Genomic DNA, 21,643 nt, shown 5'->3' on the forward strand with positions numbered 1-21,643 from the left:
GGCATGCCCGGCCTATTTGCCAAGCAGCGCCGCCTGTACGTCCTTGCCCCAGCCCAGATGCATCGCGCCCTGATCGTCGACGATCAGCGGCCGCTTCATCAGCGCCGGGTGATCTGCCAGAAGTTGCATGGCCGGGCGGGCGCGTTCGGCCTCGTCCAGCCCGCGCCAGGTGGTCGACCGGGTGTTAAGAAGGGCATCACCGAACTGTTCATAGGCCGCCGCGCGCAGCCCCTCGTCCATCGGATCGGCGCGGATATCGATCAGTTCCGCCCCCTCCAGCGCCTTGGCCGCCTTGCGGCAGGTATCGCAATTCTTCAGCCCGTAGAGTCGCATTTTCGGTCTTCCCTCTGTCGTTTCTTGCATCAATAACGGGCATTTCGCCGATCTTCACCACTCTTTTGCTTGATTTTTGCAATGGTGCTGCAATGCTCGGACCCGTGACATTGGCGATAGCGGATCAACAGACGAATTACATTTCAAGAATTGCTGTCATGCCAGCGTGACATGGGCCCCGCATTAACAGGGGGAAGAACGGCAAAAAGGAGACACGGACAATGCCGACGGGCACCGTGAAATGGTTTAACACCACCAAAGGTTACGGATTTATCGCCCCCGATGACGGTGGCAAGGACGTATTTGTTCACATTTCGGCCGTGGAACGGTCGGGGCTGACCGGGCTGGCGGATGACCAGAAGGTCGGTTTCGAAATGATCGACGGGCGCGACGGCCGGCAGATGGCCGGCGATCTGAAAATCCTGTGAACCCGCGGTCCGGGGGGATTGCCCCCCGGGCAGGCTTCACTCCGTGTAGCAGCCCTTTACGCCCTCGGGGCAGATCGCGCCGGAACTGGCGCGGTAGCTGCGTGCGCCATAGGCGTTTTCCCGCATCACCGAAAAATAGCTTTCCGTCTGGTTCGGGATGCTGCAGCTGACCGCGCCGTCGTAATAGACCGGTTGCAGCCCGGCGGGGCAGTAGTTTTCCCGGGACGGGAAGGGATAGGTATTCGGATCGGCCTGCGCCGCGGCGGCGGGCAGCAGGGCGGCGGCGGCCAGAATGGCGAGCCTTTGATACGTCTTCATGAGATCCCCCCGGATCGTTGTAAATAAACTGTTAATACCGGGATCAGGGTAAAGGCGGCCCTGCCCGGCTCAAAGCTCAATTTTCGGAAACGAAGCGTTTTGCGCCCGGAAACAAAGACATGCGGGCGGATGGGGCCCTCGACGGGCCCCAACTGCTTACTGGTAGGGCGACAGTTTCTTAAATTCGCTGTCCAGCCGCGCCCGCACCTTCTTGGCCGCCTGGCGCACCGCCACCGGAATCTCGGTCGCGTCGTGGTGGGCGGCATAGGGGCGCAACCCTTCGGGGCGGGCCTCGACGGTGGCGCGGATGTCTTCGCCGCCCTTGGGGCCGCGGATATCCTTGATATGCACTTCAACCGCGCTGAGCCGCTTGGCGATGGGCGCCAGGGCCTCGGTCACGATTTCCTCGCAGACCTCGATCAGCCGTTCGTCGCCCTGGATGTTATGGTCGGTGTTGACTTGGATATGCATGCGCAGCCTCCTTCTTGATCTGATTTCAGGCTACGCCGATTCACCGATGCGCGGATTGATCTGGGACAAGAGTTTAGGGGAATTTGCACAATTTGTACGGGGAAACGGTGCGAATGCCCGTAAGGGTTTGTTAACCGGTGGAAATCGCGGGGCGGGCGCGGGAAAGAGGGGACGTTTCCGACGCCCCAATCCGGGGGCATGGTGGGGTGAAACCCCACCCTACGGAGGACGGACAGGTTTTACCGGCCCGCCACGCGGTTGTACATTTCGATCCCCGACAATGCGATCGAGGCCAGGATGAGCAAGACGATCAGCACCCACAGGACCGGGTGGCGCCTGGTGCGGCGATGGAGGAATTCCACGATCTGAGTGACGATGATTTCCATGTCGGTCCGGTTGAGGTGTCGGCGGCGTGAGGTCACGCCCATCATTATAAGATTTATCACAAGCGCCGCACTCAAATCAAAGCGCCCCGCCCGGCTGCAGGCCGGGCAGCCCCCGACCGCCCCCGTCACGCCGGAGGCGTGCTTCCAGCACGACGGCGGGGGCTTCACCCCCACCCGCGGCCGGGGGATGCCCTTCGCGTTTGGTCGGAGTTCGGGAGTTTGTTGGTGGATTGTGGGGGCGTGAGGTCACGCAGGATATTGGGCGGCGGGATCGATGGTGCGTACGAGCACGCACCCTACGGTTTGCTAATCCTGTAGCTCAACAAAATCACACAACTTTTGCACCCATGCCTCACTGTAACTATAGCTTTTAAATGTCGCATTGTAGAAACAATAGTCTTGCTTGGTAACCGAAGGGTCTTCAGCATCCCCGGAGGGCCTTACCTTTAGTCGTTTCCATGCCTGAGTATGATCATGAGAAGAAAATTTCTTCCCAGTCCTCTCTTTAACCAACTCGACCACTTGATTGGCTCGATAAGGATGTGTCTGAGTTGAAGGCTTATTTTTCACTAATATGTTTGCTACTGTCTCAGCCTCAGCTTCATCAGACGAAATAAATCTAAAATTAGCCTTAGATTTAGATGAAGCCACAGTAGTATACACCACAGAAAACTGAAAATCAGGATCGGACATTTGCGTTTCCGAAAGCCCTTGATAGACTTCAGAATTTATAGCCTCAATTTCTTGAGGCAATTCCGCCTCAATCATTCCTTGAGCTTGATGCAAGGATAATCCACTAAATTGCAACGCAAAAGCTAGATCCCTTCGCAGCGACAATCTCTCTCCGAATTGTGAGACAATAAAATTTTCATAATTAATGCAACAAGCTTGAAAAAGCGAAAGCCATTCACGATCATACTTTCCAAGCGTTCTGTGCTCTACACTATTCCGAAGGTTAATAATTGACTTAAGGTTATTACGCACACCCTCAACAAGCGGACATTCTTTAAATTTCAAAAAATCTGCTAAGGATATGGCATTTCCGTCTTGTCGCTCAATTGGAAGATTGTTCCTGGCACAATACTCTATAGAAATATAGGTCCATGCGATTATTGCCAAAACAGCAAAACACTCGGCGCGAAAATTCGTCGACGGATTATTATATACATGAACTGCTAGCTGCATAGCCTCGCGCGAACGAACCAATCGTTCGTCAGTATATGGACTTAATCCCGTATAGTTATCAAACGAACGTTTGAACTCTATGTATTCCTGAACTTCACGATCAGACGCCGCCGATTGCTCATCGTCAGCCTTAACTTCTGCGATCCTGGCAGGATTAACAGTAGCTGGCCGGTTGCCACTGATCAGAGTCAGCACATCCTGATTTCGCCAGCCGCTGTTAAGCAGTCCCTTTACTATCTTACGCTCATGAGCGGTTAGACTTCCGCGCCTTCCTTGAGCAAACAATTGCCTCTCCCACCAAACTGCCTCTAGGGAGCGGCTGGGAATAAAATAATTGTTTACCCCAAAACTTCCTGCAGCTCCCGCCACTCCCGCGCGGACATGCCGGAAGTCTCTTGGGTGACTTCCTCACCTTTCAACATCCGCCGGACACAATCAAGAGCCGCAGCGCTGAGCGTTTCGCCACCCATGCGATAATCCTCGAAGGCCTTGTAGGCGAACGGCACCCAGTCGGCGACCAGCTTGCAGATTTCCTCGGCATAGACGCGGATTTCGTACTGGGCGTGTGAATCGGCGCGCAGGCGCAGGAAATGCAGCAGGTTGTGCAGGTCCACCTTCCAGTACCACTGGGTATAGATGTTGGCAGGCAGGTTCATCCGGGCCAGTTCGCGGGCAAGGCCCTGCTGGCCCTCGTCGGAAATCATCTCCTGGTAATGGTCGTAGCAGCGGGCGGCGTCGGATTTCAGGATTTCCAGCACGCGGGCGGCTTCCTCGCCCGACAGGGCCTCGCCGCGGCCCTGGTTGTTGATGCTCGATTGCGCGGCCAGCTGCTCCTCGGTCGGAATGTAGAATTCGCGGTCGAGGATCGAATAGCGGGCGGAGTATTCGTTGACGTTGGCGGTGCGGTGGCGGATCCATTGCCGCGCGACGAAGACCGGCAGTTTGACGTGCAGTTTCAGTTCGCACATCTCGAACGGGGTCGAATGCCAGTGGCGCATCAGGTAGCGGATCAGGCCCTCGTCGTTCTGCACCGACTTGGTGCCCTTGCCGTAGGAGACCCGGGCGGCCTGGCAGATCGCGGCGTCGTCGCCCATGTAGTCGATGACCCGGACGAAGCCGTGATCGAGCACCGGGTTGATGGTGTAGAGATGCGCCTCCATCCCGTCCGAGACCGCCCGCAGGGTCGGGCGAGGATTGGCGCGCAGCGCGTCGATTTCGGCCTGCTGTTCGGGGGTCACGGGCATCTGGGGGGCTCCTTGTCGGATGAATCACGGTTGCGCCCACTATATCTAGCCTCCGGGCGCGGGAAAACGACAATATGAGCAGGGACATATGGATGCAACAGGTCGCCGGATTTTTCCCGCCCCGCCGCAAGAAACGTTGACTTTGCACGAAACCGCCCGGATTCTGAACCCCGAGCAGATAATAAAATTACGCTACGTAAATCATTGCGGGGTACGAGCATATGAAAAAGATCGCGACAGTCCTGGCGGCGCCGTTGTTCCTGGCGGCCTGCGCCGAAGACCCGGGCGGCGTCAATACCGGGTTCGGCATGACCACCAATCCCGCCCCCGCTGAGGTCGCGGGCAGCCTGCAGGCGGTGGATTACGACCCGGATGCGCAGGAACTGATCCTGAGCGTGGCGGCGATCCATGGCGGCCAGGTCAACGTGACCTACACGCGGACCCCCGCTCTCGATACCGCCGGGTACGAAGGCTACATGATGCAGCAGACCCCGGCCGACCGGCATTACACCGCGCTGTTCAAGGAAAGCAACGGCGGCGAATTGATCGCCGGCGTGGTGGCCGATGGCGGCAACAACAACCGCTATTTCGGCGGCGGCTTCTTCGCACGGCAGGGCGCGGGCATCTATTCGCCCTACGATCACCCGGTGAACGAGGGCGAAGCGCAGTATTACGGCACCTATGCCGCGGTGACCAATGTGAACGGCAACGGCGATCAGTTGCTGGATGCCTCGGGCATTCCCGCCAATCTGACACCGCCGGCCCAGGCCGACCGGATCAGCGGGATCATCCTGCTGAACGCCGATTTCGCCAACAACCAGGTGGATGCGGAGATTTCCAACCGCATGATGATCGATAACCGGGCCGGTGTGAATCCCCTGCCCGACATCATGCTGATCCAGACCGCGATCGACGGGAACGGCGAATTCATGGGGGATGTCGAATATCAGGGCGATATCGGCAATTCGATCGGCACCTATGCCGGGATCTTCGGCGGGTCCGGGGCGACCGCGGTCGGGGGCGTTGTCTATCTGGGCGAATTCGATCAGGACGGCCCGCTTGAAAACGAAGAAGAATATGGGGTTTTCGTGCTGACCCGGTGCGGGGCCGCGAATGATGATCCGCTCTGCCCCGGTCTCTGATACCGGGTTGAAGGCGTTTCTGCTGGCTTTGCTGTTGTTGCTGCCCGCGCTGCCGGGCGCGGCACAGCAGGATGGCCAAGTCCGGGTGCCGATCGAAGCGGCGGCCGGCATTGCCGAGCGCGCCCTGCTTGAGGGCCAGCCCGACCTGGCGCTGCAGCTGGCCAAGGGGCTGTTGCAGCGCGATCCGAACGACGCTTATGCCCATTTCATCGCCGCCCGCGCGCTGATGCAGCTTAAGCGCCCGCGCGACGGGCGCCGTGCCGCCGCGCTGGCCTATCGCCATGCCCGCACCGGCATGGAAAAGTTCCAGGCCGCGCAGCTGGCGGCGAAACTGTCGCTGGATGGCGAACAGGCCGCGCTGGCGCAGGTGTGGCTGCGGCGATCGCTGCTGCACCTGCCCGACGAGAGCTACCGCGACCGGGTGATCGCGGATTACAAGATCCTGCGGCGGATTTCGCCCTGGTCGGTGTCGGCACAGTTTTCGCTGGCGCCCAGCAACAACCTCAACAACGGCGCCGACGGGCCTTATTCGCTGATCGACGGATTGCCGGTGGTCGGGCTGCTGAGCGGCGATGCGCAGGCGCTGTCGGGGCTGCGGGCCACGTCCAACCTGACGTTTTCGCGCCGCCTGTCGGGATCGAAGACCCATGAAACCCGGCTGACCGGGCAGTATTACGCCCAACGGGTACGCCTGTCCGAGGATGCCCGCGCCCTGGCGCCGGGGGCTGAAAACAGCGATTTCGCCTATGACCACCTGGAACTGGGCCTGCAGCACATCACCGACACCGGCGACGGGCCGCTGCAATTCGAGGCCAGCGCCGGTCGCAGCTGGTACGGCCAGAGCCCCTATCAATGGCAATATCAGGCCGGCATCGGACGTGGTTTCAAGCTGTCCGACCATGCCGGGCTGCGGCTGTCGGCACAATACGAGCATCACGTCTATGACAGCCCGCTACTGGACCCGATCGACACGCTGAACCTGCGGGCAGATTATTCCGCCAAGCTGAAGTCGGGCGACCGGATCGGGCTGGGTCTGATGCTGAGCAAATCGCAAAGCGACACCGCCAATTCGCGCCAGAGCCGCGCCATCGGATACCTGGGCTACTCCCTTGCCGAGCCGGTGGGCCCGGCCAAGCTGTCCGGCCGGATCGGCGCCAGCCTGCAGCGCTATCCCGATTATGCCGTCGGTTTCCTGACCGTGCCCGGCGGGCGCGAGGACCGAATGGTGTTCGGGTCGGTGGATTTCAGTTTCCAGAAACTTGACTATGCCGGATTTGTGCCGACCTTGACACTGACGGCCCGGAAGACGCAGAGCAATGTCAGCCGGTTCGACACCAACGAGGTTTCGATGTCCTTCGGAATCCGGTCGAGCTTCTGAGGAGACAGGAAAGGTAAAGCGATGGAAATCAAGTATCTGCACACCATGGTCCGGGTGAAGGACCTGGAAAAGAGCATGGCGTTCTATGCCCTGCTGGGGCTGAAGGAAACCCGCCGCTATGACAGCGAAGCGGGCCGGTTCAGCCTGATCTTCATGGCCCCCGAAGGCCAGGAGGAATGCCCGGTGGAGCTGACCTATAACTGGGACGGCGACGACGAGCTGCCGTCGGACAGCCGTCATTTCGGGCATCTCGCCTACGAGGTGGAAAACATCTACGACATGTGCCAGCACCTGCAGGACAATGGCGTGCTGATCAACCGGCCGCCGCGCGACGGGCGCATGGCGTTCGTGCGCTCGCCCGACAATATCTCGGTCGAATTGCTGCAGAAGGGTGACGCGCTGGAACCGGCGGAACCCTGGGCCAGCATGGAAAACACGGGTCATTGGTGATCCGCGCCGCGATCGCGGCGCTGTCGTTGATCGCGGCGCCCGCCGGGGCGGCCGAATGCCGGCTGGCCCTGGCGCTGGCGCTGGACGTGTCGTCCTCGGTCAGCGCAGCGGAAGACGGGCTGCAGCGGCGCGGGTTGGCCGCGGCGCTGCTGGCCCCCGAGGTGGAGGCGGCGTTCTTCGCCTCCCCCCTGCCCGTCGCCTTGTCGGTCTACGAATGGAGCGGCCGGGACAATCAGAAACTGCTGCTCGACTGGCGGCTGATCGCGGCGCCCGCCGATCTGTATGACGCCGCCGCGCTTCTGGGCCGGTCGGAACGCAGCACGCAGGAATTCCCCACCGCATTGGGCCATGCCCTGGGCTATGGCGCGACCTTACTGGGGCGCGGTCCGGATTGCCTGTACCGGACCCTGGACATGAGCGGCGACGGCGAGAACAACGAAGGCTTCGAGCCGCGCCAGGCCTATGACGCCTTTCCCTTCGAGGACGTGGTGGTGAACGGTCTGGTGATCGAGATGCCGCTTGAGACCTATGACACCGACGTGGCCGAGTATTACCGGCGCGAGGTGCTGCACGGGCCCGGCGCGTTCGTGGAAATCGCCAAAGGCTACGGCGATTACGAAACCGCCCTGCGGCGCAAGCTGGCGCGGGAATTGTTGCCGCGGATGTTCGGGCTGGCCGAGTGAAACGGCGCCGCCCCGGGGGAGGAACGGAACGGCGCCCGGCCGGCTGGAGAGGCTAGTAGATATAGCGGATCTGATCGGCCCAGTAGCGTTCGACCCGGCGCAGCGAATTGGAAATCTCGGTAACGCCGTCCGGCCCCAGCACGCCCTTGGCCTGCAGCCCGTCGGCATGGCGGGCGAACAGCGCCGCCACCACGTCGCGGATATGCCGCCCCTTGGAGGTCAGCCGCACCCGCACCGAGCGGCGGTCGACTTCGCAGCGGTGGTGGTGCATGTAGCCCATTTCGACCAATTTCTTTAAATTGTAGCTGACATTGCTGCCCTGGTAATAGCCGCGCGATTTCAGTTCGCCCGCCGTCACCTCGTTATCGCCGATATTGAACAGCAGCAAAGCCTGCACCGCGTTGATGTCGAGCACGCCGATCCGTTCGAATTCGTCCTTGATCACGTCGAGAAGCAGCCGGTGCAGCCGTTCCACCAGCGCCAGCGCTTCGAGATAGCTGCTCATGAAGCCGGCCCTGTCGCCGGTCTTGAGGGGGTTATGAATGCTCATCCGGGTCTCCGTCCGATATGTCTTCGGAACCGAGGCTCGGGGATAAAACTCAAGAATGTATTAAATCCGAACGGCTTATCACTAAAATGTTAGCTATTTTCCTGTTCGGGCATTGCGGCGGGAGGACGCCCGGCCGGTGGCCCGGGCGCCTAAGCCCTTATTACTCTGCCGCGATCATGCCGCGGATATCGGCGATCTGATCGGCGACATGCGCCGGCGCCTCGGCCTGGCCGGACACCCACTGGTAGAGGTCCTGGTCGTTTTCCGACAGCAGCCGGTCATAGGCGTCGAGTTCCGCCTCGCTCATCGTTTCCAGCTTGGCGTCGGCATAGCGCGACAGGATGATGTCCATTTCCTTGATGCCCCGGCGCATCGAGCGCATGGCGAGGCGTTTGAGACGGTGTTCACGGGTTTCGGTCATGTCTTCATTCGTTCTTCAGTTTCAGCCTTAGCTGTTTTTCCAGCCGCCCCAGCCGGTCGGCGGATTGGCTGATCTGGACCTTGATATCACGGATTTCGCCCAGCAGGTCGGCGATTTCGGGGTCGATGGTGCCGGGATCGGAAGGGTCTTCGACCCCTTCGCCCTGCCCGGTCAGCAGCCAGGCGATCGACACGTTCAGCAGCCCCGCCATCATGCTGAGCTTGTTGGCGCGCGGTTCGGACAGGTCGTATTCCCAATCCTGCAACGACTTGAGCTTCACGCCCAGCCGCCGGGCCAGTTTCTTCTGGTCCATCCCGGCCTGTTCGCGCGCAGCGGCGACGCGATCGCCGAAGGTGGCCGTGTCGGGGCCGTACCAGTTGTCGGTGACTTGGGTCTCCATTCTCCGCCCTTTCCGCCGATCCGGCTTGATCGGCCTTGTGCTTGAACCTATGACATGGCGTCAGGGAACACAAACCAGTCGAGGTGTCGAATGTCTTTTCTGTCCGAGACGCTTGCGCGCGTGAAACCGTCGCCGACCATGGCGATCACCGGCCTGGTGGGCGAATTGAAGGCGCAGGGCCGCGACATCATCGGCCTGTCGGCGGGCGAGCCCGATTTCGACACGCCGGAAAACATCCGCGCCGCCGGTATCCGCGCGATCGAGGAAGGCAAGACGCGCTATACCGCGATCGACGGCATCCCCGAACTGAAGCAGGCGATCTGCGCCAAGTTCAAGCGCGACAACGGGCTGGACTACACGCCGAAGCAGGTCACCGTCGGATCGGGCGGCAAGCAGGTGCTGTACAACGCGCTGATGGCGACGCTGAACCACGAGGACGAGGTGATCATCCCCGCGCCCTACTGGGTCAGCTACCCCGACATGGTGCTGCTGGCGGGCGGCGTGCCGGTGTTCATCGAGGCGTCGCTTGAGAACAATTTCAAGATCACCGCCGAACAGCTGGAAGCGGCGATCACCCGCAACACCAAGTGGTTCCTGTTCAATTCGCCGTCGAACCCGACCGGCGCGGGATATAGCCGCGAGGAGCTGAAGGCGCTGACCGACGTGTTGCTGCGCCATCCGCATGTGCATGTGCTGTCGGACGACATGTATGAACACCTGGCCTATGACGGGTTCGAATTCTGCACCCCGGCGCAGGTGGAACCCAAGCTCTACGACCGCACCCTGACCGTCAACGGCGTGTCCAAGGCCTATGCGATGACCGGCTGGCGCATCGGCTATGCGGCGGGCCCCGAGCCGCTGATCGCGGCGATCCGCAAGGTGCAGTCGCAATCGACCTCCAACCCCTGTTCGATCAGCCAGTACGCGGCGGTCGAGGCGCTGAACGGGCCGCAGGATTTCCTGGCCCCGCATAACGAGATCTTCAAGCGCCGCCGCGACATGGTGCTGGAAAAGCTGAACGCGATCGACGGCATCACCTGCCCCACCCCGGAAGGGGCGTTTTACGTCTATCCGTCCATCGCGGGGCTGATCGGGAAAAAGACCGCCAAGGGGGTCGAGATCACGACCGACGAGGTCTTCGTCACCGAGCTTCTGAACGACACCGGCGTGGCGGCGGTGTTCGGCGCGGCCTTCGGGCTTTCGCCGAATTTCCGCATCAGCTACGCTACCTCGGACGCGGCTTTGGAAGAGGCCTGCGCGCGGATCGCCAAATTCTGTTCCGAGCTGTCCTGACGGAGAAAACGCATGTCGGTCGAGTTGCCCGAATATTACTTCCGCGTCCGTGAAAACGGCGCCTTCGTGTTTCGCGTCGACACCGAAAACCGCCAGCGCCGGATCGAGCTGGACCAGATCGCCAACGTCAATATCCGCAACGGCGAGATCAAGCCGCATGGCGACCGCAAGCTGAGCGATCAGGACATGGCGGCGATCCGCGACTGGATGGACGACCGCCGCGACCTGCTGGCCGCGCGCGACATCGACGACATCCACCGCGCCATCGACCACATGAACCTGACCACCCACTGGGCCAACAGCCGCGCGAGCGACGAGCAGCTGGAAGAGGTGACCGACGCGCTGCTGCTGGCAATGCACGACCTGCGCACGGTGCTGGTGCGGAAGAAGGCGGATAGGTTGATGAAGGCGAACGCGGCCAAGGAGTGAGCCGGGTTGGTTGATTGCTCGAACGTCAGCCAAGAGCCAAAAGCGGGTTCATCAGTCGCTGGTGATGCTTGGCGAAAGCCGAGGAAGACGGCGTAGGGGCAATTTACGCCAAGCCAAAGCGACGAATGACACGCATGCAGCAAGCACCTTGCGATGCGGGGTGTACGGGTGCCTATGCATCTGACGATGGCCGGGGCGTGGGTGACCGCTGGCATCATAGGGTGACATTGCACGTAACAGGTCTGTGTTCGGGATCATCATTTCTCAACTCCCTAAATTCATCAAAATTCATTGGAAATATCGCAGAAATTCTGGAATGCTCTGAGTCAGGAATTCTTCAATGTTGAAAGCTGAGGTTTCAACGTGGCGTTTGACTGGACCAAACTCCCATCCCTGACGGCTCTGAGATCATTTGAGGCCGTCGCCCAGTCCAGTAGCTTTTCTGAAGCCGCTCGATCGCTGAACGTGACCCATGCAGCGGTCGCGCAGCAGGTGCGGGCACTGGAAGATCACATCGGGCTGAAGCTCGTGGAACGATCTCCGCGCGGGGTGAGCCTGACGCTTGAGGGAAGCGAGCTGGCGCGGGCGCTGACGACCGGCTTCACCGCGATTGCGGAAGGGATAGACGCCCTTCTGGAAAAGGACAGGACCCGGCCAATTCGCATCACCACCACGGCCCTTTTTACCGACGCCGTGATCTTTCCAAAAATCTTGTCATTCTGGGGCGAACACCCCGAGATCGAAGTTTCGTTCACGCCATCAGACATAGCAGTGGACCTGGTGGCGGAAGGGTTCGATCTGGCGGTCCGGGCGGGCGGCGGACACTGGCCGGGATTGAAGTCACGTCTTCTTCTGGAATCTGCCACCCGTGCATATGCGGCCCCGTCCCTCGTTGATGATCCCACCACCGATTGGGACAATGTCCCCTGGCTGATCCCGAGCGACACGCTTTGGGAACGGGAAACTCTCGAACAATCCGGCTTTGATACCAGCCGCATCCGGACACTTGATCTGGGCAACCCGTCGCTCAAAGTCCGGGCTGGAGAAGAAGGAGTGGGGCTGATCCTGGAATCCGAATTCGACGTGATACCCCAGTTGCGCAGCGGAACGCTCAAGGTCGCGCCGATACCGATCAATCATGTCAGTCAGTTTTTCATCGTGACGCCCCCTTGGAGACCGCGCCCCGCGGTCGCGGCCTTCATCAAGTGGCTTGAGACCCTGGGGCGGCAGCTCATGGAAGAGCGAAACGGTTTCTGACACCCAGCAGGGTTTTGCGACAGGCCGCGCTCGCCCGGCGGCGGGAACGCCTTCGGGTTGCTCAGGAGCTCACCGATTGTCGCGCAGCCGTATTGCTTCCCGCGCGATCAGGTCGAGCGCGTCTTGGTCGCCGTCTCGCGCCGCCTCGATGGCTTGATCCAGCCTTGCCCAGGACGGGTGGTCCTTTGCAATCAGCGCTCCCTGGCTATGCGCCGTGACCAGCATATGGGCATAGACCGGCAGGTCGCGCTTGCGGCGCCAGGCGCGATCGCGCCAGTTTTGCAGTCTTCTGTGCAGGTTGAAGTCGGACATGCGCAAGAAATGGGTTTGCTTGGGGAAGAGTCAATTTCTCCCCCCTCCCCTTACGCAGATCATGCGGGGGCTTAGCGGTATCAGTGTCCTTTCAGGTGCGCGTGACGGCCTGCTGTGGACCAGCAAGTGCAGGCGCGCACCGCCAAGGGGGCGCGCCTGAATGGTGGGATAGGCCTGAAGCCGCCCTTCACCACCGGGCGGCGTCGACGCCGAACCACGTTTCGGTCAGGGCGTTCAGGCTGCCATCCTTCGACATCTCGAAGATCTGATCCTCGAAGGCGAAGCGCCTGTCGGTGTCGTCAGCGCGCAGCGCCATCGCCACGCCTTGCTTGATGTTGATTTCTCCCTTGTCAGCAACGACAACCAAGCCGCCGCCCGATGCTTCGACCGCCGGGGTAAGGGCCTCCCTTTCGCCGAACAGCGACAGAACCTGCCCGTCCCGCACCGCGGTCAGCGCATCCTCAATGGTTGCATATTCGGTGAAGGTGGCTCCCGACGCCCCGGCATACGCCGTCACTGCGGGGTCAGGCAGATGCGCCACAACAGCCCCCTCGACCTGCCATTGCGTGCCGGGCAAGCCGATATGGACGAAAGGATCGGGCCTGAGATAAGGCATCGTCCAGTCGACACCTTCCCCGACGTCTTTGCTAATCGGTACCCCGGCCATCACGGCGTCTATCCCGCCCGCTGCGAGCGCGACCCACAACCGATCCGACGGCAGGACCTTCCATTCGCAGGTCAAGCCCGCACGCTGGCAAAGCTCGTCGCCCAACGCCTTTTCGAACCCCTGCAGGGCCGCCGGATCGATTGTGTAGCTGCCCGCATCGTAGGCCTCTACCGTGCCGATGGTCACGGTGTCGGCCAAGCCCGGCAAGGCTGCGAGTGAAAAGGCTGCCGCCAAAACTGAAATATGCTTCATGAAACCCTCCCTGCCCGTCGTGCCGCAGTCGGTCGCGGCAACAACAGGCTCGCTATCACGCAAAATGCGCTGCCCCATTGGGCAAGCGATGGCGTTTTTCGTCCATGATCGAAGTCAAACCGGGGATCAGGCCCGCCGCAACCATGCAGCGCGGGCGGCTGCGTATAATACAATCGGCCAATATGGTATTTTGCTGTCTTTAGATTAAGGATGGAAGAGGAAATGCCCCATAAATTTAAAGGCCAATGTTTTTGCGGCGCGGTCGAAATCGAAGCGACGGGCGAACCTGCGGGAATGGGATATTGCCATTGCGACAGCTGCCGCCACTGGTCGGCGGGACCGGTCAACGCATTTACCCTCTGGGAACCCGAAAACGTCAAGGTGGTGAAAGGTGAAGAACACCTGCGTCAGTACAACAAGACCGAAAACACAGACCGCAAATGGTGCGCGAAATGCGGCGGGCACGTGATGGCGGGCCATCCCGGCCTGAAACTCATCGATATCTACGCGGCCCTTCTGCCGGATCTCGACTTCAAGCCGGGCCTGCACGTCAACTATGCGGAAACCGTCCTGCCAATGAAGGACGGCCTGCCGAAGATGAAGGATTTTCCGGCAGAGTTCGGCGGCTCGGGAATCGTGATCCCGGAGTGACGTTTCCGAGCGCCGATACGAACGGCGCGGGGCTTGCCGCCCAAGGCGGCAAGCCCCGCCTCTTTCAATGCCGGTACTGCGGTTCCTCGGCGTCGAGCTGGCGGCGGATCGCGGCGAGGTGGAGCTTGGCAGACTCGGCGTCTTCCTCGCGCATCTGGTCGTAGGTCGCCTGCGCGACCTCCTTTGAGACCGGAAGCACCTTGCGGCCGGTGGACATCGCCAGCACCTGCACCTCGGCGGCGCGTTCCAGATAATAGAGGTCGTCCCAGGCCTCGGCGATCGTGTTGGCCAGCACCATCACGCCATGGTGCTTCATGAAGACGATATCGGCCTCGCCCACCGCTGCGGCGATGCGGGCGCCCTCGGCGTGGTCCAGCGCCAACCCGTTGTAATTCTCGTCCACCGCCGTGCGGCCGTAGAATTTCAGCGCGGTCTGCCCGGCCCAGATCAAGGGTTCGCCCTCCGTCATCGACAGGGCGGTGGCATAGGGCATGTGGGTGTGGAACGCGACACGCGCGCGCGGCAGGCGCTTGTGGATTTCGGCATGGATATAGAAGGCGGTGGCCTCGGGCGTGCCCTGCCCGTCCACCACGTTGCCGTGGAAATCGCAGATCACCAGGTCGGAGGCAGTGAGTTCGCGGAACGCCTTGCCATAGGGGTTGACGATGAACAACTCGTCATGGCCCGGCACCACGGCGGAAAAGTGATTGCAAATGCCTTCCTCGAACCCGTTGCGGGCGGCCATGCGGAAACACGCGGCGAGGTCTTCGCGCGCGGTGCGGATCGCGTCGGAATTCAGGTCGGGGGTGTTGCGGCGCTCCGGGGTCGCGGCGGGGGCGGTGTCGGCATTGGGCAGGGCGTGGGCCATCACTTGGGTCCTTCGGTCGGGTGGATTTGCCCGGCAGTGTCGGGGAAAGCGGGGCCGTCGGCAAGCGGCGGCGGGCGGCTTACAGCCCGTCGCGGTCGATCCGCCGCAAAACCGGGCCCCAGAACCGGATGCTGAGCAAGATCGCGGCGGCGGCCAGACCGATAGCCAGCCCGATCCACACCCCGACGCCGCCCCAACCGAGCCCGAAGCCCAGCCCGTAGCTGACCGGCACCCCGATACCCCAATAGGACACCGCCGCGATCAGCATCGGGCGGCGGGTATCCTGCACCCCGCGCAGCAGCCCGATGGCGATGACCTGGGCGGCATCGACCAGCTGGAACACGCCGGCCGCCGCCAGCAGCCCGACACCGACGCCGATCACCGTGGCGCGCTTGGGGTCGTCGGGCGACAGGAACAGGCCCATCAGGGTTTCCGGCATGGCCAGGAAGACGACCAGCGCCACCGCGGCGACGCCCATCGACATCATCATGACGATCCGCGCGCCCAGCCGCAGGTCGGGCGCCGATCTGCGCCCCAGGGCCCGGCCCGCCCGCACGGTGGCGACGTTGCTGAGCCCCAGATGCACCATGAAGGTGAGCGAGGAAATCTGCAGCGCGATGCCATGCGCCGCCAGCGGCAGCGGCCCCAGCCAGCCCATCATCATCGAGGAGGCGGCGAACAGGCCGACCTCGGCCAGGTTGGCGATGCCGATCGGCCAGCCGAGCCGGAAGATGCGCCCGAAGGCTTCCCAGTCGGAGCGCCAGAAGCGCACGAACAGCGCGTGTTCCGGCGTCTTGATCGCGGCATAGAGCGCCAGCAGCCCGAAGGAAACGATATTGACCGCCAAGGTCGCCACCGCGGCGCCCTGGATGCCCATTTCTGGCATGCCCCAATGGCCGAAGATCAGCGCGTAATTGATCACCGCGTTCAGCGGCACGCCGCCGAAGGTGACCCAAAGCACCACCTGGGCGCGTTCCAGCGCCGACAGGAAGGAGCGCATCACCATCGTCAGCAGCCCCGGGAACATCGACCAGCCGGCGATTTGCAGGTAGCGCTGCGCATTGTCGGCCAGATCGGGCTGCTGCCCCGTCAGCCGCAGCATGGGGCCCGACCACAGCATGACCGGCATCACCAGCACCCCGAAGATCAGCGAGGCCCAGATCGCCATCCGGGTCAGCCGCCGGGTCTGGGCTTCCTCGCCGGCCTCCTCGGCCTCGGCCACCAGCGGCATCAGCGCGAAGGCGAAGCCCTCGCCCATCACGAAGAAGACGAAGAACAGCGACCCGGCGATGACCTGGGCGGCCAGCACCTCGGCGTCGTACCAGCCCAGCATCACGGAATCCGTCAGCATCAGGAAAAAATGCGCCAGGTGGCTTCCGATCAGCGGAAGCCCCAAGGTCAGGATGTTCCTGACATGCTGGGGGAAAGGCATCGGCGCGCTCATGCCCCTTGGCCTAGCGCCGGAACGCCGGGGCGGCAATCACAAAGCGCGTCCGGGCGGCGGGCGACCTCGGGTCAAACGGGGGCAGCCGGGGGCGGAACGCAGGCCCGAGCGCGCGCTCGGGCAGCATCCCCGCGCGCGCGGGGATGCCTCTAGCCGCGCGGTTTGCGCAGGTCGGGATGCAGCGCCGCGCCGAGGATGTGATCGGTGCGGTGGATCACGTGGTTGGCGCCGCCGACGATCAGCGCATCGGGGGCGTGGGCGACATGCGGGTCCTTGCCGGGATAATCCAGCGTCGACAGGAAATGCAGCATGCAGTTCAGCCTTGCGCGTTTCTTGTCGTTGGATTTGACCACCACCCAGGGCGCGTCGGCGGTGTCGGTGTAGAAGAACATCGCCTCTTTCGCCTCGGTGTAATCGTCCCACTTGCCCAAGCTGGCCTTGTCGATCGGGCTCAGCTTCCATTGCTTCAGCGGGTCGGTTTCGCGCGATTTGAAGCGGCGCTGCTGTTCGTCGCGGGTCACCGAGAACCAGTATTTGTAAAGCCGGATGCCCGAGCGCACCAGCATCCGTTCGAATTCCGGCGTCTGGCGCATGAATTCCAGGTATTCGTTCGGTTCGCAGAAGCCCATCACCCGTTCGACCCCGGCGCGGTTGTACCAGCTGCGGTCATAGAGCACCATTTCCCCCGCCGTCGGCAGGTGTTCGATATAGCGCTGGTAATACCACTGACCGCGTTCCACCTCGGTCGGCTTGTTCAGCGCCACCACCCGCGCGGTGCGCGGGTTGAGGTGTTCGGTGAAGCGCTTGATGGTGCCGCCCTTGCCCGCCGCGTCGCGGCCTTCGAACAGCAGCACCGCCTTCTGGCCGGTTTCCTGCAGCCAGAGCTGCGCCTTCAAGAGCTCGGCCTGCAGCTTGGCCTTGTGCGCCTCGTAGGCCAGCCGCTTCATCTTGGTCTTGTAGGGATATTCGCCGCTCTCGAAGGCGCGGCGCACCTCGTCGGGCGAAGGCGTGTGACGGCCGCCGTGGCGCGGCTGGGGCGTTGCGCCGTCCCCGGTCGCGGAGGGAACCTCGGCCGCAACGGGACCGGGTGCCGGGGCATCGGTTTGCGGGGCTTGAACTTCAACGGCATCCGGCTGTGCGGCGGGGTTCGTCACGGTCATGCGTCTCTCCTTCACTAAAACATATAAATTTTAGCATTCATTCGCTCTGCCCGCCTTGACCGGGGTCAAACCGGCCGCGACGCCGGGGAACTGTTGTTGCAGCGCGGGACCCGCGCTAGGCTGAGACATGCTGAGCCATCACATCCACCTGAACGGCCAACCGTTCCATTACCTCGGCTGGGGCGACCGCGCTGCCCCGGTGATCCTGATGCTACACGGGTTTCCGGAATATTCCGGCGCCTGGTCCGAGATCGCCGAGGACCTGGGCCGCGACTATCACTGCGTCGCCCCCGACCAGCGCGGTTACGGCCAGAGTTGGACGCCGGAGGAGGTCAGCGCGTACCGCACCGGCAAGCTGGTCGGCGACATGGTGGCGCTGATCGAACACCTGGGCGGCGGCCCGGTGATCGTCTTCGGCCATGACTGGGGCGCGGCGGTGGCCTATGGGCTGGCGATTGCGCGGCCCGATCTGGTCAGTCGCCTGATCATCGCAAACGGTGTGCACCCGGGGCCGTTCCAGCGCGCGCTGGCCGCCGGCGGGGCGCAGACGGCGGCGTCGCAATATATCCATTACCTGCGCGCGGAAGGGTCGGAAGCGCGCCTGGAGGAGGATGATTTTTCCAAGCTTTTCAAAATGTTCGGCGCGTCGATGGATATGTCATGGATGACCCCGGAACGGCGCGCCGCCTATCTGGAGGAATGGCGCCGCCCGGGGCGGATGCGCGGCATGGTCAACTGGTACCGGGCCTCGCCCATGCAGTTGGGCGGGCCCGGCGAGACGATCGCGGACCTGCCCGAGATGCCCGCCGAGGCGCTGCGGGTGCGGATGCCGCATCTGCTGATCTGGGGGGCGCGGGACGGCGCGCTTCTGCCCGAGGCGACCGAGGGGCTGGAGGACTATTGCGACGACCTGACCCGGATCACGATCGAGACCGCCGATCACTGGATTCTGCACCAAGAATCACACCGTGTCGCGGCCGAGGTCCGGGCCTGGTTGCAACGGCGCTGACACGCCCTGAACGGTCGCGGCTGAACGGATCACACCCCAAGGTTGACCATGTCAATCACACAACGGGCAGCAGCGAAATCCGGCGCCTATCTTTCGGCTAGGGTGTACATACTTTTGACTCGGTGCGACGACTCAGCGCTTTCAATCCTATCCAAATGGGCAAATACTGCCCGGGCACCTGGATCTACCAGACAGACTGAACTGAATGAGCGTCGCCAATCCGGTTTGGACGTCGCGCCTTTGAGGCTGTAGGACAACTTGACGACGCTACCCGACGACAGCTTTGACGACCTCGACGACGCGTTTCCCGCGAAGGCCGCGAAACCGCTTTCCGGGGACAAGGGCGACGTGTTCCGCGATTTCGAAATTTCGCGGATTCAGGGCCTTACCGAAATTGTCCGCCGCAGCCCCGGGCCCAGCAGCATCGTTTTCCTGGGCTTCCTGACGTTCTGGACCTTGTCGCTGTCCTATGGCGCGATCCTGTTCAGCCCCAACAATATCGCGATCAACCTGACCGCCCATATCGCGACCCATGCGATCATTCTGGGCTTCCTGATCTATCCCCTGCGGCTGCTTTGGCTGCCGCTGGCCGCCTTCGTGCTGCTGTTCTTCCTGCCCTTCGTCCTGCCCTTCACCGGCCGACCGCACTGGCTGTTCGAACCGCAGGCGAGCGCCGAGATCGCCGGGTTCTTCTTCGTCAGCAACCTGCTGTGCGCCGCGCTGACCGGGCTGTCGGCGCGCTGGCTGTTCGGTTTCCTGATCGACAAGGTGCCGCCGCGGGTCGCCGACCTGTCGGTCATCGCGTCGATGTTCGGGTTCGGGCTGCTGTTCTTCCTGCCGGAGGTCTTCGCCGCTGACTACCTGGCCGGGATGCTGACCGTGGAACAGGCCGAGGCCGCGGGGTTCCACGACAAGTACCTGCCCTTCGCGATCGAGCGGACGATGCGCAGCGGCGTGATCAGCGCGGCCTTCCTGTTCGCGATGCTGCAGATGCCCTCGGCGCGGCAGATGAAGCTGGCCGCCCCGGCCTTCCTGCTGTTCCCGCTGGCGGCGCTGCTGCACAATCACGGCTATGGCGGTTTCCCGATGATGGATGTCGGGCTGATGGCGATCCTGATCGCGCTGGTGCTGCCGGTATCCACAGTGCCGATCATCATCATCACCGGCATTTCCTTCTACATGTCGCTGACCGGCGAATTCCTCAAAAGCGCGATCCCGCTCGATGCCGAGACCGGGCTGCTGGACAATTACGCCACGGCGGTGATGGGGGTTCTCGTCGTCGTCATGGTGCTGCGCGGGCGGGAACGCTATGAGCGCGAACAGAACCTCGCCAGCATCCGCCGGCTGAGCACGGTGCGCGGCTTTGCCGGGGTCGGGCTGTTCACCCTGAACGTGCCGCGCGACAAGATGCGGCTGGACCCGGCGGGCAAGCAGTTGCTTGGCCTGCCCGACGGCGCCGGGCTGGATGATCTGCTGGAACGGTTCCGCGCCGACGAACGCTATCTGCTGCGCCATGCCATCGAATCCGAAAGCCATGCCAGCATCACCCTGCTGCTGCGGCTGGCCGAAACCCTGTCCTCGGGCGATCCGCGCGTGCTGCGGCTGCACCTGTGGGCCGAACCCACCCCGCGCGGCGAAAAGGTGGTCTATGGCCTGATGGTCGAGGTGACCGACGAACACCTGCAGGAACAGGCGCTGACCGACGCGCTGAACGAATTGTCGCTGCGCCAGGACCGGCAGAAGCAGCTGTTTTCCATCGTGTCGCATGAAATCCGCACCCCGGCCTCGGTGCTGTCGATGCTGATCGAGGACCTGGAAAACGGCCACAATTCGACCCAACTGCAGGGCCAGATGCGCGAAGCCTCGACCCAACTTCTGAACGTGCTCGACGACATGCGCCAGGCGGTGAACCCGGAAAAGAACCAGCCGCTGACCATCGCGCCCTACACGCCCGCCGATATCGCCGAACGGGTGCGCAACACCTACCAGATGCTGGCCAAGGGGCAGGATATCCGCATCAGTCTCGATCTCGGCCCCGGCGCCTCGACCCAGATGATGGGCGACAGCAACCGGTTGAAACAGGTGCTGGGCAACCTGGTGCGCAATGCGATCATCCACAGCCAGGGGTCCGAGATCCGCCTTACCTACCGGCCGCAGATCGCCCCGCCGATCGCCGGGGCCGATACCTCCACCGCCTGCTGGACGGTGACCGATAACGGCATCGGCATCCCGCTGGAGGAAGTGGACCGGCTGTTCCAGCCCTTCGAGCGCGGATCGGCCGATGCCCGCAACAAGGCCGATGGCAGCGGGCTGGGGCTTTATATCGCCAAGCAATCGGTCGACCTGCTGGGCGGCAATATCGAATATTTCCCCGCCCCCGAGGGCGGCGCCGGGTACTGGCTGTGCCTGCCCGACGAACCGGCCTCGCCGGAGGAACTGGCGGCGGCGATGCCGAAGAAGCCGCTGGAGGTGAAGAACCTCGACGAATTGCGCGTCGTGCTGGCCGAGGACAACGCGCTGGTGGCGCAGGTGACCTCGAAGCAGCTGGGCCGGGTGTTCGGCGAGATCGAGCTGGCCGAAAACGGCCGCGTGGCGCTGGAAATGATCCGCAAGAACCCGCCGGACGTTCTGATCACCGACCTGTTCATGCCGGAAATGCCGGGCGACGAACTGGTCGCGGTACTGCGGGCCGAGGCGATCGACATCCCGATGATCGGGCTGACCGCGGCGGTGGTGGGCGACGATATCCACCGCTTCGAGGATGCCGGCGCCACCGCCGTGCTGCCCAAGCCGCTGGACGTGTCGCGGCTCTGCACCCTGCTGAAGGATAGGGTCGAAGGGTAGTCCCTTCCCCTACCCTACCCTCGACACGAGCGTTCCACTCTGATCGGAGCACCCGCCCGGCTGCAGGC

26 protein-coding genes are annotated in these 21,643 nt (G+C 62.6%); 12 read left to right on the plus strand and 14 right to left on the minus strand.

From position 1 onward, the window contains the following. Positions 1-12 precede the first annotated feature (12 nt). Positions 13-333: an arsenate reductase family protein gene (locus GR167_RS14350; RefSeq protein WP_160974399.1), complete on the minus strand. Its 321-nt coding sequence runs from the start codon at positions 331-333 to the stop codon at positions 13-15. A gap of 221 nt (positions 334-554) precedes the next feature. Here GR167_RS14350 and GR167_RS14355 point away from each other — a divergent pair, with 221 nt between their 5' ends. Then, entirely contained in the window at positions 555-761 is a 207-nt protein-coding gene (locus GR167_RS14355; RefSeq protein WP_160974400.1) for a cold-shock protein, read from the plus strand. 36 nt (positions 762-797) lie between these two features. Here GR167_RS14355 and GR167_RS20165 read toward each other — a convergent pair whose 3' ends face one another. The 5 genes from GR167_RS20165 to thyX all read right to left on the minus strand — a co-directional run bounded on the left by GR167_RS20165 (position 798) and on the right by thyX (position 4,365). Beyond that, positions 798-1,079 carry a hypothetical protein gene (locus tag GR167_RS20165; RefSeq protein ID WP_212769982.1) on the minus strand — a complete coding sequence of 94 codons (282 nt, stop codon included), beginning with the start codon at positions 1,077-1,079 and terminating at the stop codon, positions 798-800. A 156-nt stretch (positions 1,080-1,235) separates the two neighbouring features. Next, positions 1,236-1,550 (minus strand): HPF/RaiA family ribosome-associated protein, encoded by a 315-nt coding sequence (locus GR167_RS14360; RefSeq protein WP_160974401.1) that lies wholly within the window; start codon positions 1,548-1,550, stop codon positions 1,236-1,238. 239 nt (positions 1,551-1,789) lie between these two features. After that, positions 1,790-1,972, minus strand: a complete 183-nt coding sequence (locus GR167_RS14365) for a hypothetical protein (RefSeq protein WP_160974402.1) — start codon at positions 1,970-1,972, stop codon at positions 1,790-1,792. 270 nt (positions 1,973-2,242) lie between these two features. Further along, complete coding sequence (locus GR167_RS20380; protein ID WP_160974403.1) at positions 2,243-3,490, minus strand: DUF3644 domain-containing protein; 1,248 nt, start codon at positions 3,488-3,490, stop codon at positions 2,243-2,245. Beyond that, positions 3,460-4,365, minus strand: a complete 906-nt coding sequence (gene thyX, locus GR167_RS14375; RefSeq protein ID WP_160974404.1) for an FAD-dependent thymidylate synthase — start codon at positions 4,363-4,365, stop codon at positions 3,460-3,462. The genes GR167_RS20380 and thyX overlap by 31 nt, the downstream gene beginning before the upstream one ends. Before the next feature lie 221 nt (positions 4,366-4,586). On the opposite strand from thyX, the gene GR167_RS14380 reads away from it, so the two are divergent. The 4 genes from GR167_RS14380 to GR167_RS14395 are packed head-to-tail and all read left to right on the plus strand — an operon-like array spanning position 4,587 to position 8,018. Beyond that, positions 4,587-5,507 (plus strand): hypothetical protein, encoded by a 921-nt coding sequence (locus GR167_RS14380; protein WP_160974405.1) that lies wholly within the window; start codon positions 4,587-4,589, stop codon positions 5,505-5,507. After that, positions 5,479-6,885, plus strand: a complete 1,407-nt coding sequence (locus GR167_RS14385) for a surface lipoprotein assembly modifier (protein ID WP_160974406.1) — start codon at positions 5,479-5,481, stop codon at positions 6,883-6,885. The genes GR167_RS14380 and GR167_RS14385 overlap by 29 nt, the downstream gene beginning before the upstream one ends. A 21-nt stretch (positions 6,886-6,906) precedes the next feature. After that, on the plus strand, positions 6,907-7,335 hold the full coding sequence (locus GR167_RS14390) for a VOC family protein (RefSeq protein ID WP_160974407.1): 429 nt from the start codon (positions 6,907-6,909) through the stop codon (positions 7,333-7,335). Beyond that, positions 7,332-8,018: a DUF1194 domain-containing protein gene (locus GR167_RS14395; RefSeq protein ID WP_160974408.1), complete on the plus strand. Its 687-nt coding sequence runs from the start codon at positions 7,332-7,334 to the stop codon at positions 8,016-8,018. The genes GR167_RS14390 and GR167_RS14395 overlap by 4 nt, the downstream gene beginning before the upstream one ends. Before the next feature lie 52 nt (positions 8,019-8,070). Here the strand turns inward: GR167_RS14395 and GR167_RS14400 are convergent, their stop codons facing one another. From GR167_RS14400 to GR167_RS14410, 3 genes are all read right to left on the minus strand, one after another. Beyond that, positions 8,071-8,568 (minus strand): MarR family winged helix-turn-helix transcriptional regulator, encoded by a 498-nt coding sequence (locus GR167_RS14400; protein ID WP_160974409.1) that lies wholly within the window; start codon positions 8,566-8,568, stop codon positions 8,071-8,073. Between the two features lie 160 nt (positions 8,569-8,728). Then, positions 8,729-8,989 carry a succinate dehydrogenase assembly factor 2 gene (locus GR167_RS14405; RefSeq protein ID WP_160974410.1) on the minus strand — a complete coding sequence of 87 codons (261 nt, stop codon included), beginning with the start codon at positions 8,987-8,989 and terminating at the stop codon, positions 8,729-8,731. 4 nt (positions 8,990-8,993) lie between these two features. Beyond that, positions 8,994-9,389 (minus strand): helix-turn-helix domain-containing protein, encoded by a 396-nt coding sequence (locus tag GR167_RS14410; protein WP_160974411.1) that lies wholly within the window; start codon positions 9,387-9,389, stop codon positions 8,994-8,996. Between the two features lie 90 nt (positions 9,390-9,479). Between GR167_RS14410 and GR167_RS14415 the strand changes: the two genes are divergently transcribed. The 3 genes from GR167_RS14415 (at position 9,480) to GR167_RS14425 (ending at position 12,368) form a co-directional block, all read left to right on the plus strand. Beyond that, entirely contained in the window at positions 9,480-10,682 is a 1,203-nt protein-coding gene (locus GR167_RS14415) for a pyridoxal phosphate-dependent aminotransferase (RefSeq protein ID WP_160974412.1), read from the plus strand. Between the two features lie 12 nt (positions 10,683-10,694). After that, positions 10,695-11,111: a hypothetical protein gene (locus tag GR167_RS14420; protein ID WP_160974413.1), complete on the plus strand. Its 417-nt coding sequence runs from the start codon at positions 10,695-10,697 to the stop codon at positions 11,109-11,111. A 363-nt stretch (positions 11,112-11,474) separates the two neighbouring features. Next, positions 11,475-12,368: a LysR family transcriptional regulator gene (locus GR167_RS14425; protein WP_160974414.1), complete on the plus strand. Its 894-nt coding sequence runs from the start codon at positions 11,475-11,477 to the stop codon at positions 12,366-12,368. 69 nt (positions 12,369-12,437) lie between these two features. On the opposite strand, the gene GR167_RS14430 is transcribed toward GR167_RS14425, so the two are convergent. Both GR167_RS14430 and GR167_RS14435 read right to left on the minus strand, forming a co-directional pair. Beyond that, positions 12,438-12,680 carry a hypothetical protein gene (locus GR167_RS14430; RefSeq protein WP_160974415.1) on the minus strand — a complete coding sequence of 81 codons (243 nt, stop codon included), beginning with the start codon at positions 12,678-12,680 and terminating at the stop codon, positions 12,438-12,440. Between the two features lie 187 nt (positions 12,681-12,867). Beyond that, entirely contained in the window at positions 12,868-13,599 is a 732-nt protein-coding gene (locus tag GR167_RS14435) for a transporter substrate-binding domain-containing protein (RefSeq protein ID WP_160974416.1), read from the minus strand. Between GR167_RS14435 and GR167_RS14440 the strand changes: the two genes are divergently transcribed. Next, on the plus strand, positions 13,598-13,807 hold the full coding sequence (locus GR167_RS14440; RefSeq protein ID WP_160974417.1) for a hypothetical protein: 210 nt from the start codon (positions 13,598-13,600) through the stop codon (positions 13,805-13,807). The genes GR167_RS14435 and GR167_RS14440 overlap by 2 nt on opposite strands. Positions 13,808-13,809: 2 nt before the next feature. After that, positions 13,810-14,250: a GFA family protein gene (locus GR167_RS14445; protein ID WP_212769984.1), complete on the plus strand. Its 441-nt coding sequence runs from the start codon at positions 13,810-13,812 to the stop codon at positions 14,248-14,250. 64 nt (positions 14,251-14,314) lie between these two features. Here the strand turns inward: GR167_RS14445 and GR167_RS14450 are convergent, their stop codons facing one another. From GR167_RS14450 to ppk2, 3 genes are all read right to left on the minus strand, one after another. Further along, positions 14,315-15,118, minus strand: a complete 804-nt coding sequence (locus GR167_RS14450) for an aldolase (protein WP_160974418.1) — start codon at positions 15,116-15,118, stop codon at positions 14,315-14,317. Positions 15,119-15,197: 79 nt separating this feature from the next. Then, the gene (locus GR167_RS14455; protein ID WP_235915976.1) at positions 15,198-16,550 is read right to left on the minus strand and encodes an MATE family efflux transporter; all 1,353 of its coding nucleotides are present in this window, start codon (positions 16,548-16,550) and stop codon (positions 15,198-15,200) included. A gap of 161 nt (positions 16,551-16,711) precedes the next feature. Continuing rightward, positions 16,712-17,722 carry a polyphosphate kinase 2 gene (gene ppk2, locus GR167_RS14460; RefSeq protein WP_160974420.1) on the minus strand — a complete coding sequence of 337 codons (1,011 nt, stop codon included), beginning with the start codon at positions 17,720-17,722 and terminating at the stop codon, positions 16,712-16,714. Positions 17,723-17,849: 127 nt separating this feature from the next. Between ppk2 and GR167_RS14465 the strand changes: the two genes are divergently transcribed. Together GR167_RS14465 and GR167_RS14470 are read left to right on the plus strand one after the other, a co-directional pair. Next, the gene (locus GR167_RS14465; RefSeq protein ID WP_160974421.1) at positions 17,850-18,731 is read left to right on the plus strand and encodes an alpha/beta fold hydrolase; all 882 of its coding nucleotides are present in this window, start codon (positions 17,850-17,852) and stop codon (positions 18,729-18,731) included. Between the two features lie 258 nt (positions 18,732-18,989). Then, the gene (locus GR167_RS14470) at positions 18,990-21,575 is read left to right on the plus strand and encodes an ATP-binding response regulator (RefSeq protein ID WP_160974422.1); all 2,586 of its coding nucleotides are present in this window, start codon (positions 18,990-18,992) and stop codon (positions 21,573-21,575) included. The last annotated feature ends 68 nt before the right edge of the window (positions 21,576-21,643 follow it).

Origin of the sequence: Thalassovita mangrovi (assembly GCF_009857745.1) — a bacterium.
In the GTDB taxonomy this organism is placed as follows: Bacteria; Pseudomonadota; Alphaproteobacteria; order Rhodobacterales; family Rhodobacteraceae; genus Thalassobius; species Thalassobius mangrovi.

Excerpts from the sequence above, each read along its gene's own strand:
- GR167_RS14350 (WP_160974399.1), bottom strand. The coding sequence starts at position 333 with ATGCGACTCTACGGGCTGAAGAATTGCGATACCTGCCGCAAGGCGGCC.
- GR167_RS14355 (WP_160974400.1), top strand. The coding sequence starts at position 555 with ATGCCGACGGGCACCGTGAAATGGTTTAACACCACCAAAGGTTACGGA.
- GR167_RS20165 (WP_212769982.1), bottom strand. The coding sequence starts at position 1,079 with ATGAAGACGTATCAAAGGCTCGCCATTCTGGCCGCCGCCGCCCTGCTG.
- GR167_RS14360 (WP_160974401.1), bottom strand. The coding sequence starts at position 1,550 with ATGCATATCCAAGTCAACACCGACCATAACATCCAGGGCGACGAACGG.
- thyX (WP_160974404.1), bottom strand. The coding sequence starts at position 4,365 with ATGCCCGTGACCCCCGAACAGCAGGCCGAAATCGACGCGCTGCGCGCC.
- GR167_RS14380 (WP_160974405.1), top strand. The coding sequence starts at position 4,587 with ATGAAAAAGATCGCGACAGTCCTGGCGGCGCCGTTGTTCCTGGCGGCC.
- GR167_RS14385 (WP_160974406.1), top strand. The coding sequence starts at position 5,479 with ATGATGATCCGCTCTGCCCCGGTCTCTGATACCGGGTTGAAGGCGTTT.
- GR167_RS14390 (WP_160974407.1), top strand. The coding sequence starts at position 6,907 with ATGGAAATCAAGTATCTGCACACCATGGTCCGGGTGAAGGACCTGGAA.
- GR167_RS14400 (WP_160974409.1), bottom strand. The coding sequence starts at position 8,568 with ATGAGCATTCATAACCCCCTCAAGACCGGCGACAGGGCCGGCTTCATG.
- GR167_RS14405 (WP_160974410.1), bottom strand. The coding sequence starts at position 8,989 with ATGACCGAAACCCGTGAACACCGTCTCAAACGCCTCGCCATGCGCTCG.
- GR167_RS14410 (WP_160974411.1), bottom strand. The coding sequence starts at position 9,389 with ATGGAGACCCAAGTCACCGACAACTGGTACGGCCCCGACACGGCCACC.
- GR167_RS14415 (WP_160974412.1), top strand. The coding sequence starts at position 9,480 with ATGTCTTTTCTGTCCGAGACGCTTGCGCGCGTGAAACCGTCGCCGACC.
- GR167_RS14420 (WP_160974413.1), top strand. The coding sequence starts at position 10,695 with ATGTCGGTCGAGTTGCCCGAATATTACTTCCGCGTCCGTGAAAACGGC.
- GR167_RS14430 (WP_160974415.1), bottom strand. The coding sequence starts at position 12,680 with ATGTCCGACTTCAACCTGCACAGAAGACTGCAAAACTGGCGCGATCGC.
- GR167_RS14440 (WP_160974417.1), top strand. The coding sequence starts at position 13,598 with ATGAAACCCTCCCTGCCCGTCGTGCCGCAGTCGGTCGCGGCAACAACA.
- GR167_RS14435 (WP_160974416.1), bottom strand. The coding sequence starts at position 13,599 with ATGAAGCATATTTCAGTTTTGGCGGCAGCCTTTTCACTCGCAGCCTTG.
- GR167_RS14445 (WP_212769984.1), top strand. The coding sequence starts at position 13,810 with ATGGAAGAGGAAATGCCCCATAAATTTAAAGGCCAATGTTTTTGCGGC.
- GR167_RS14450 (WP_160974418.1), bottom strand. The coding sequence starts at position 15,118 with ATGGCCCACGCCCTGCCCAATGCCGACACCGCCCCCGCCGCGACCCCG.
- GR167_RS14455 (WP_235915976.1), bottom strand. The coding sequence starts at position 16,550 with ATGCCTTTCCCCCAGCATGTCAGGAACATCCTGACCTTGGGGCTTCCG.
- ppk2 (WP_160974420.1), bottom strand. The coding sequence starts at position 17,722 with ATGACCGTGACGAACCCCGCCGCACAGCCGGATGCCGTTGAAGTTCAA.
- GR167_RS14465 (WP_160974421.1), top strand. The coding sequence starts at position 17,850 with ATGCTGAGCCATCACATCCACCTGAACGGCCAACCGTTCCATTACCTC.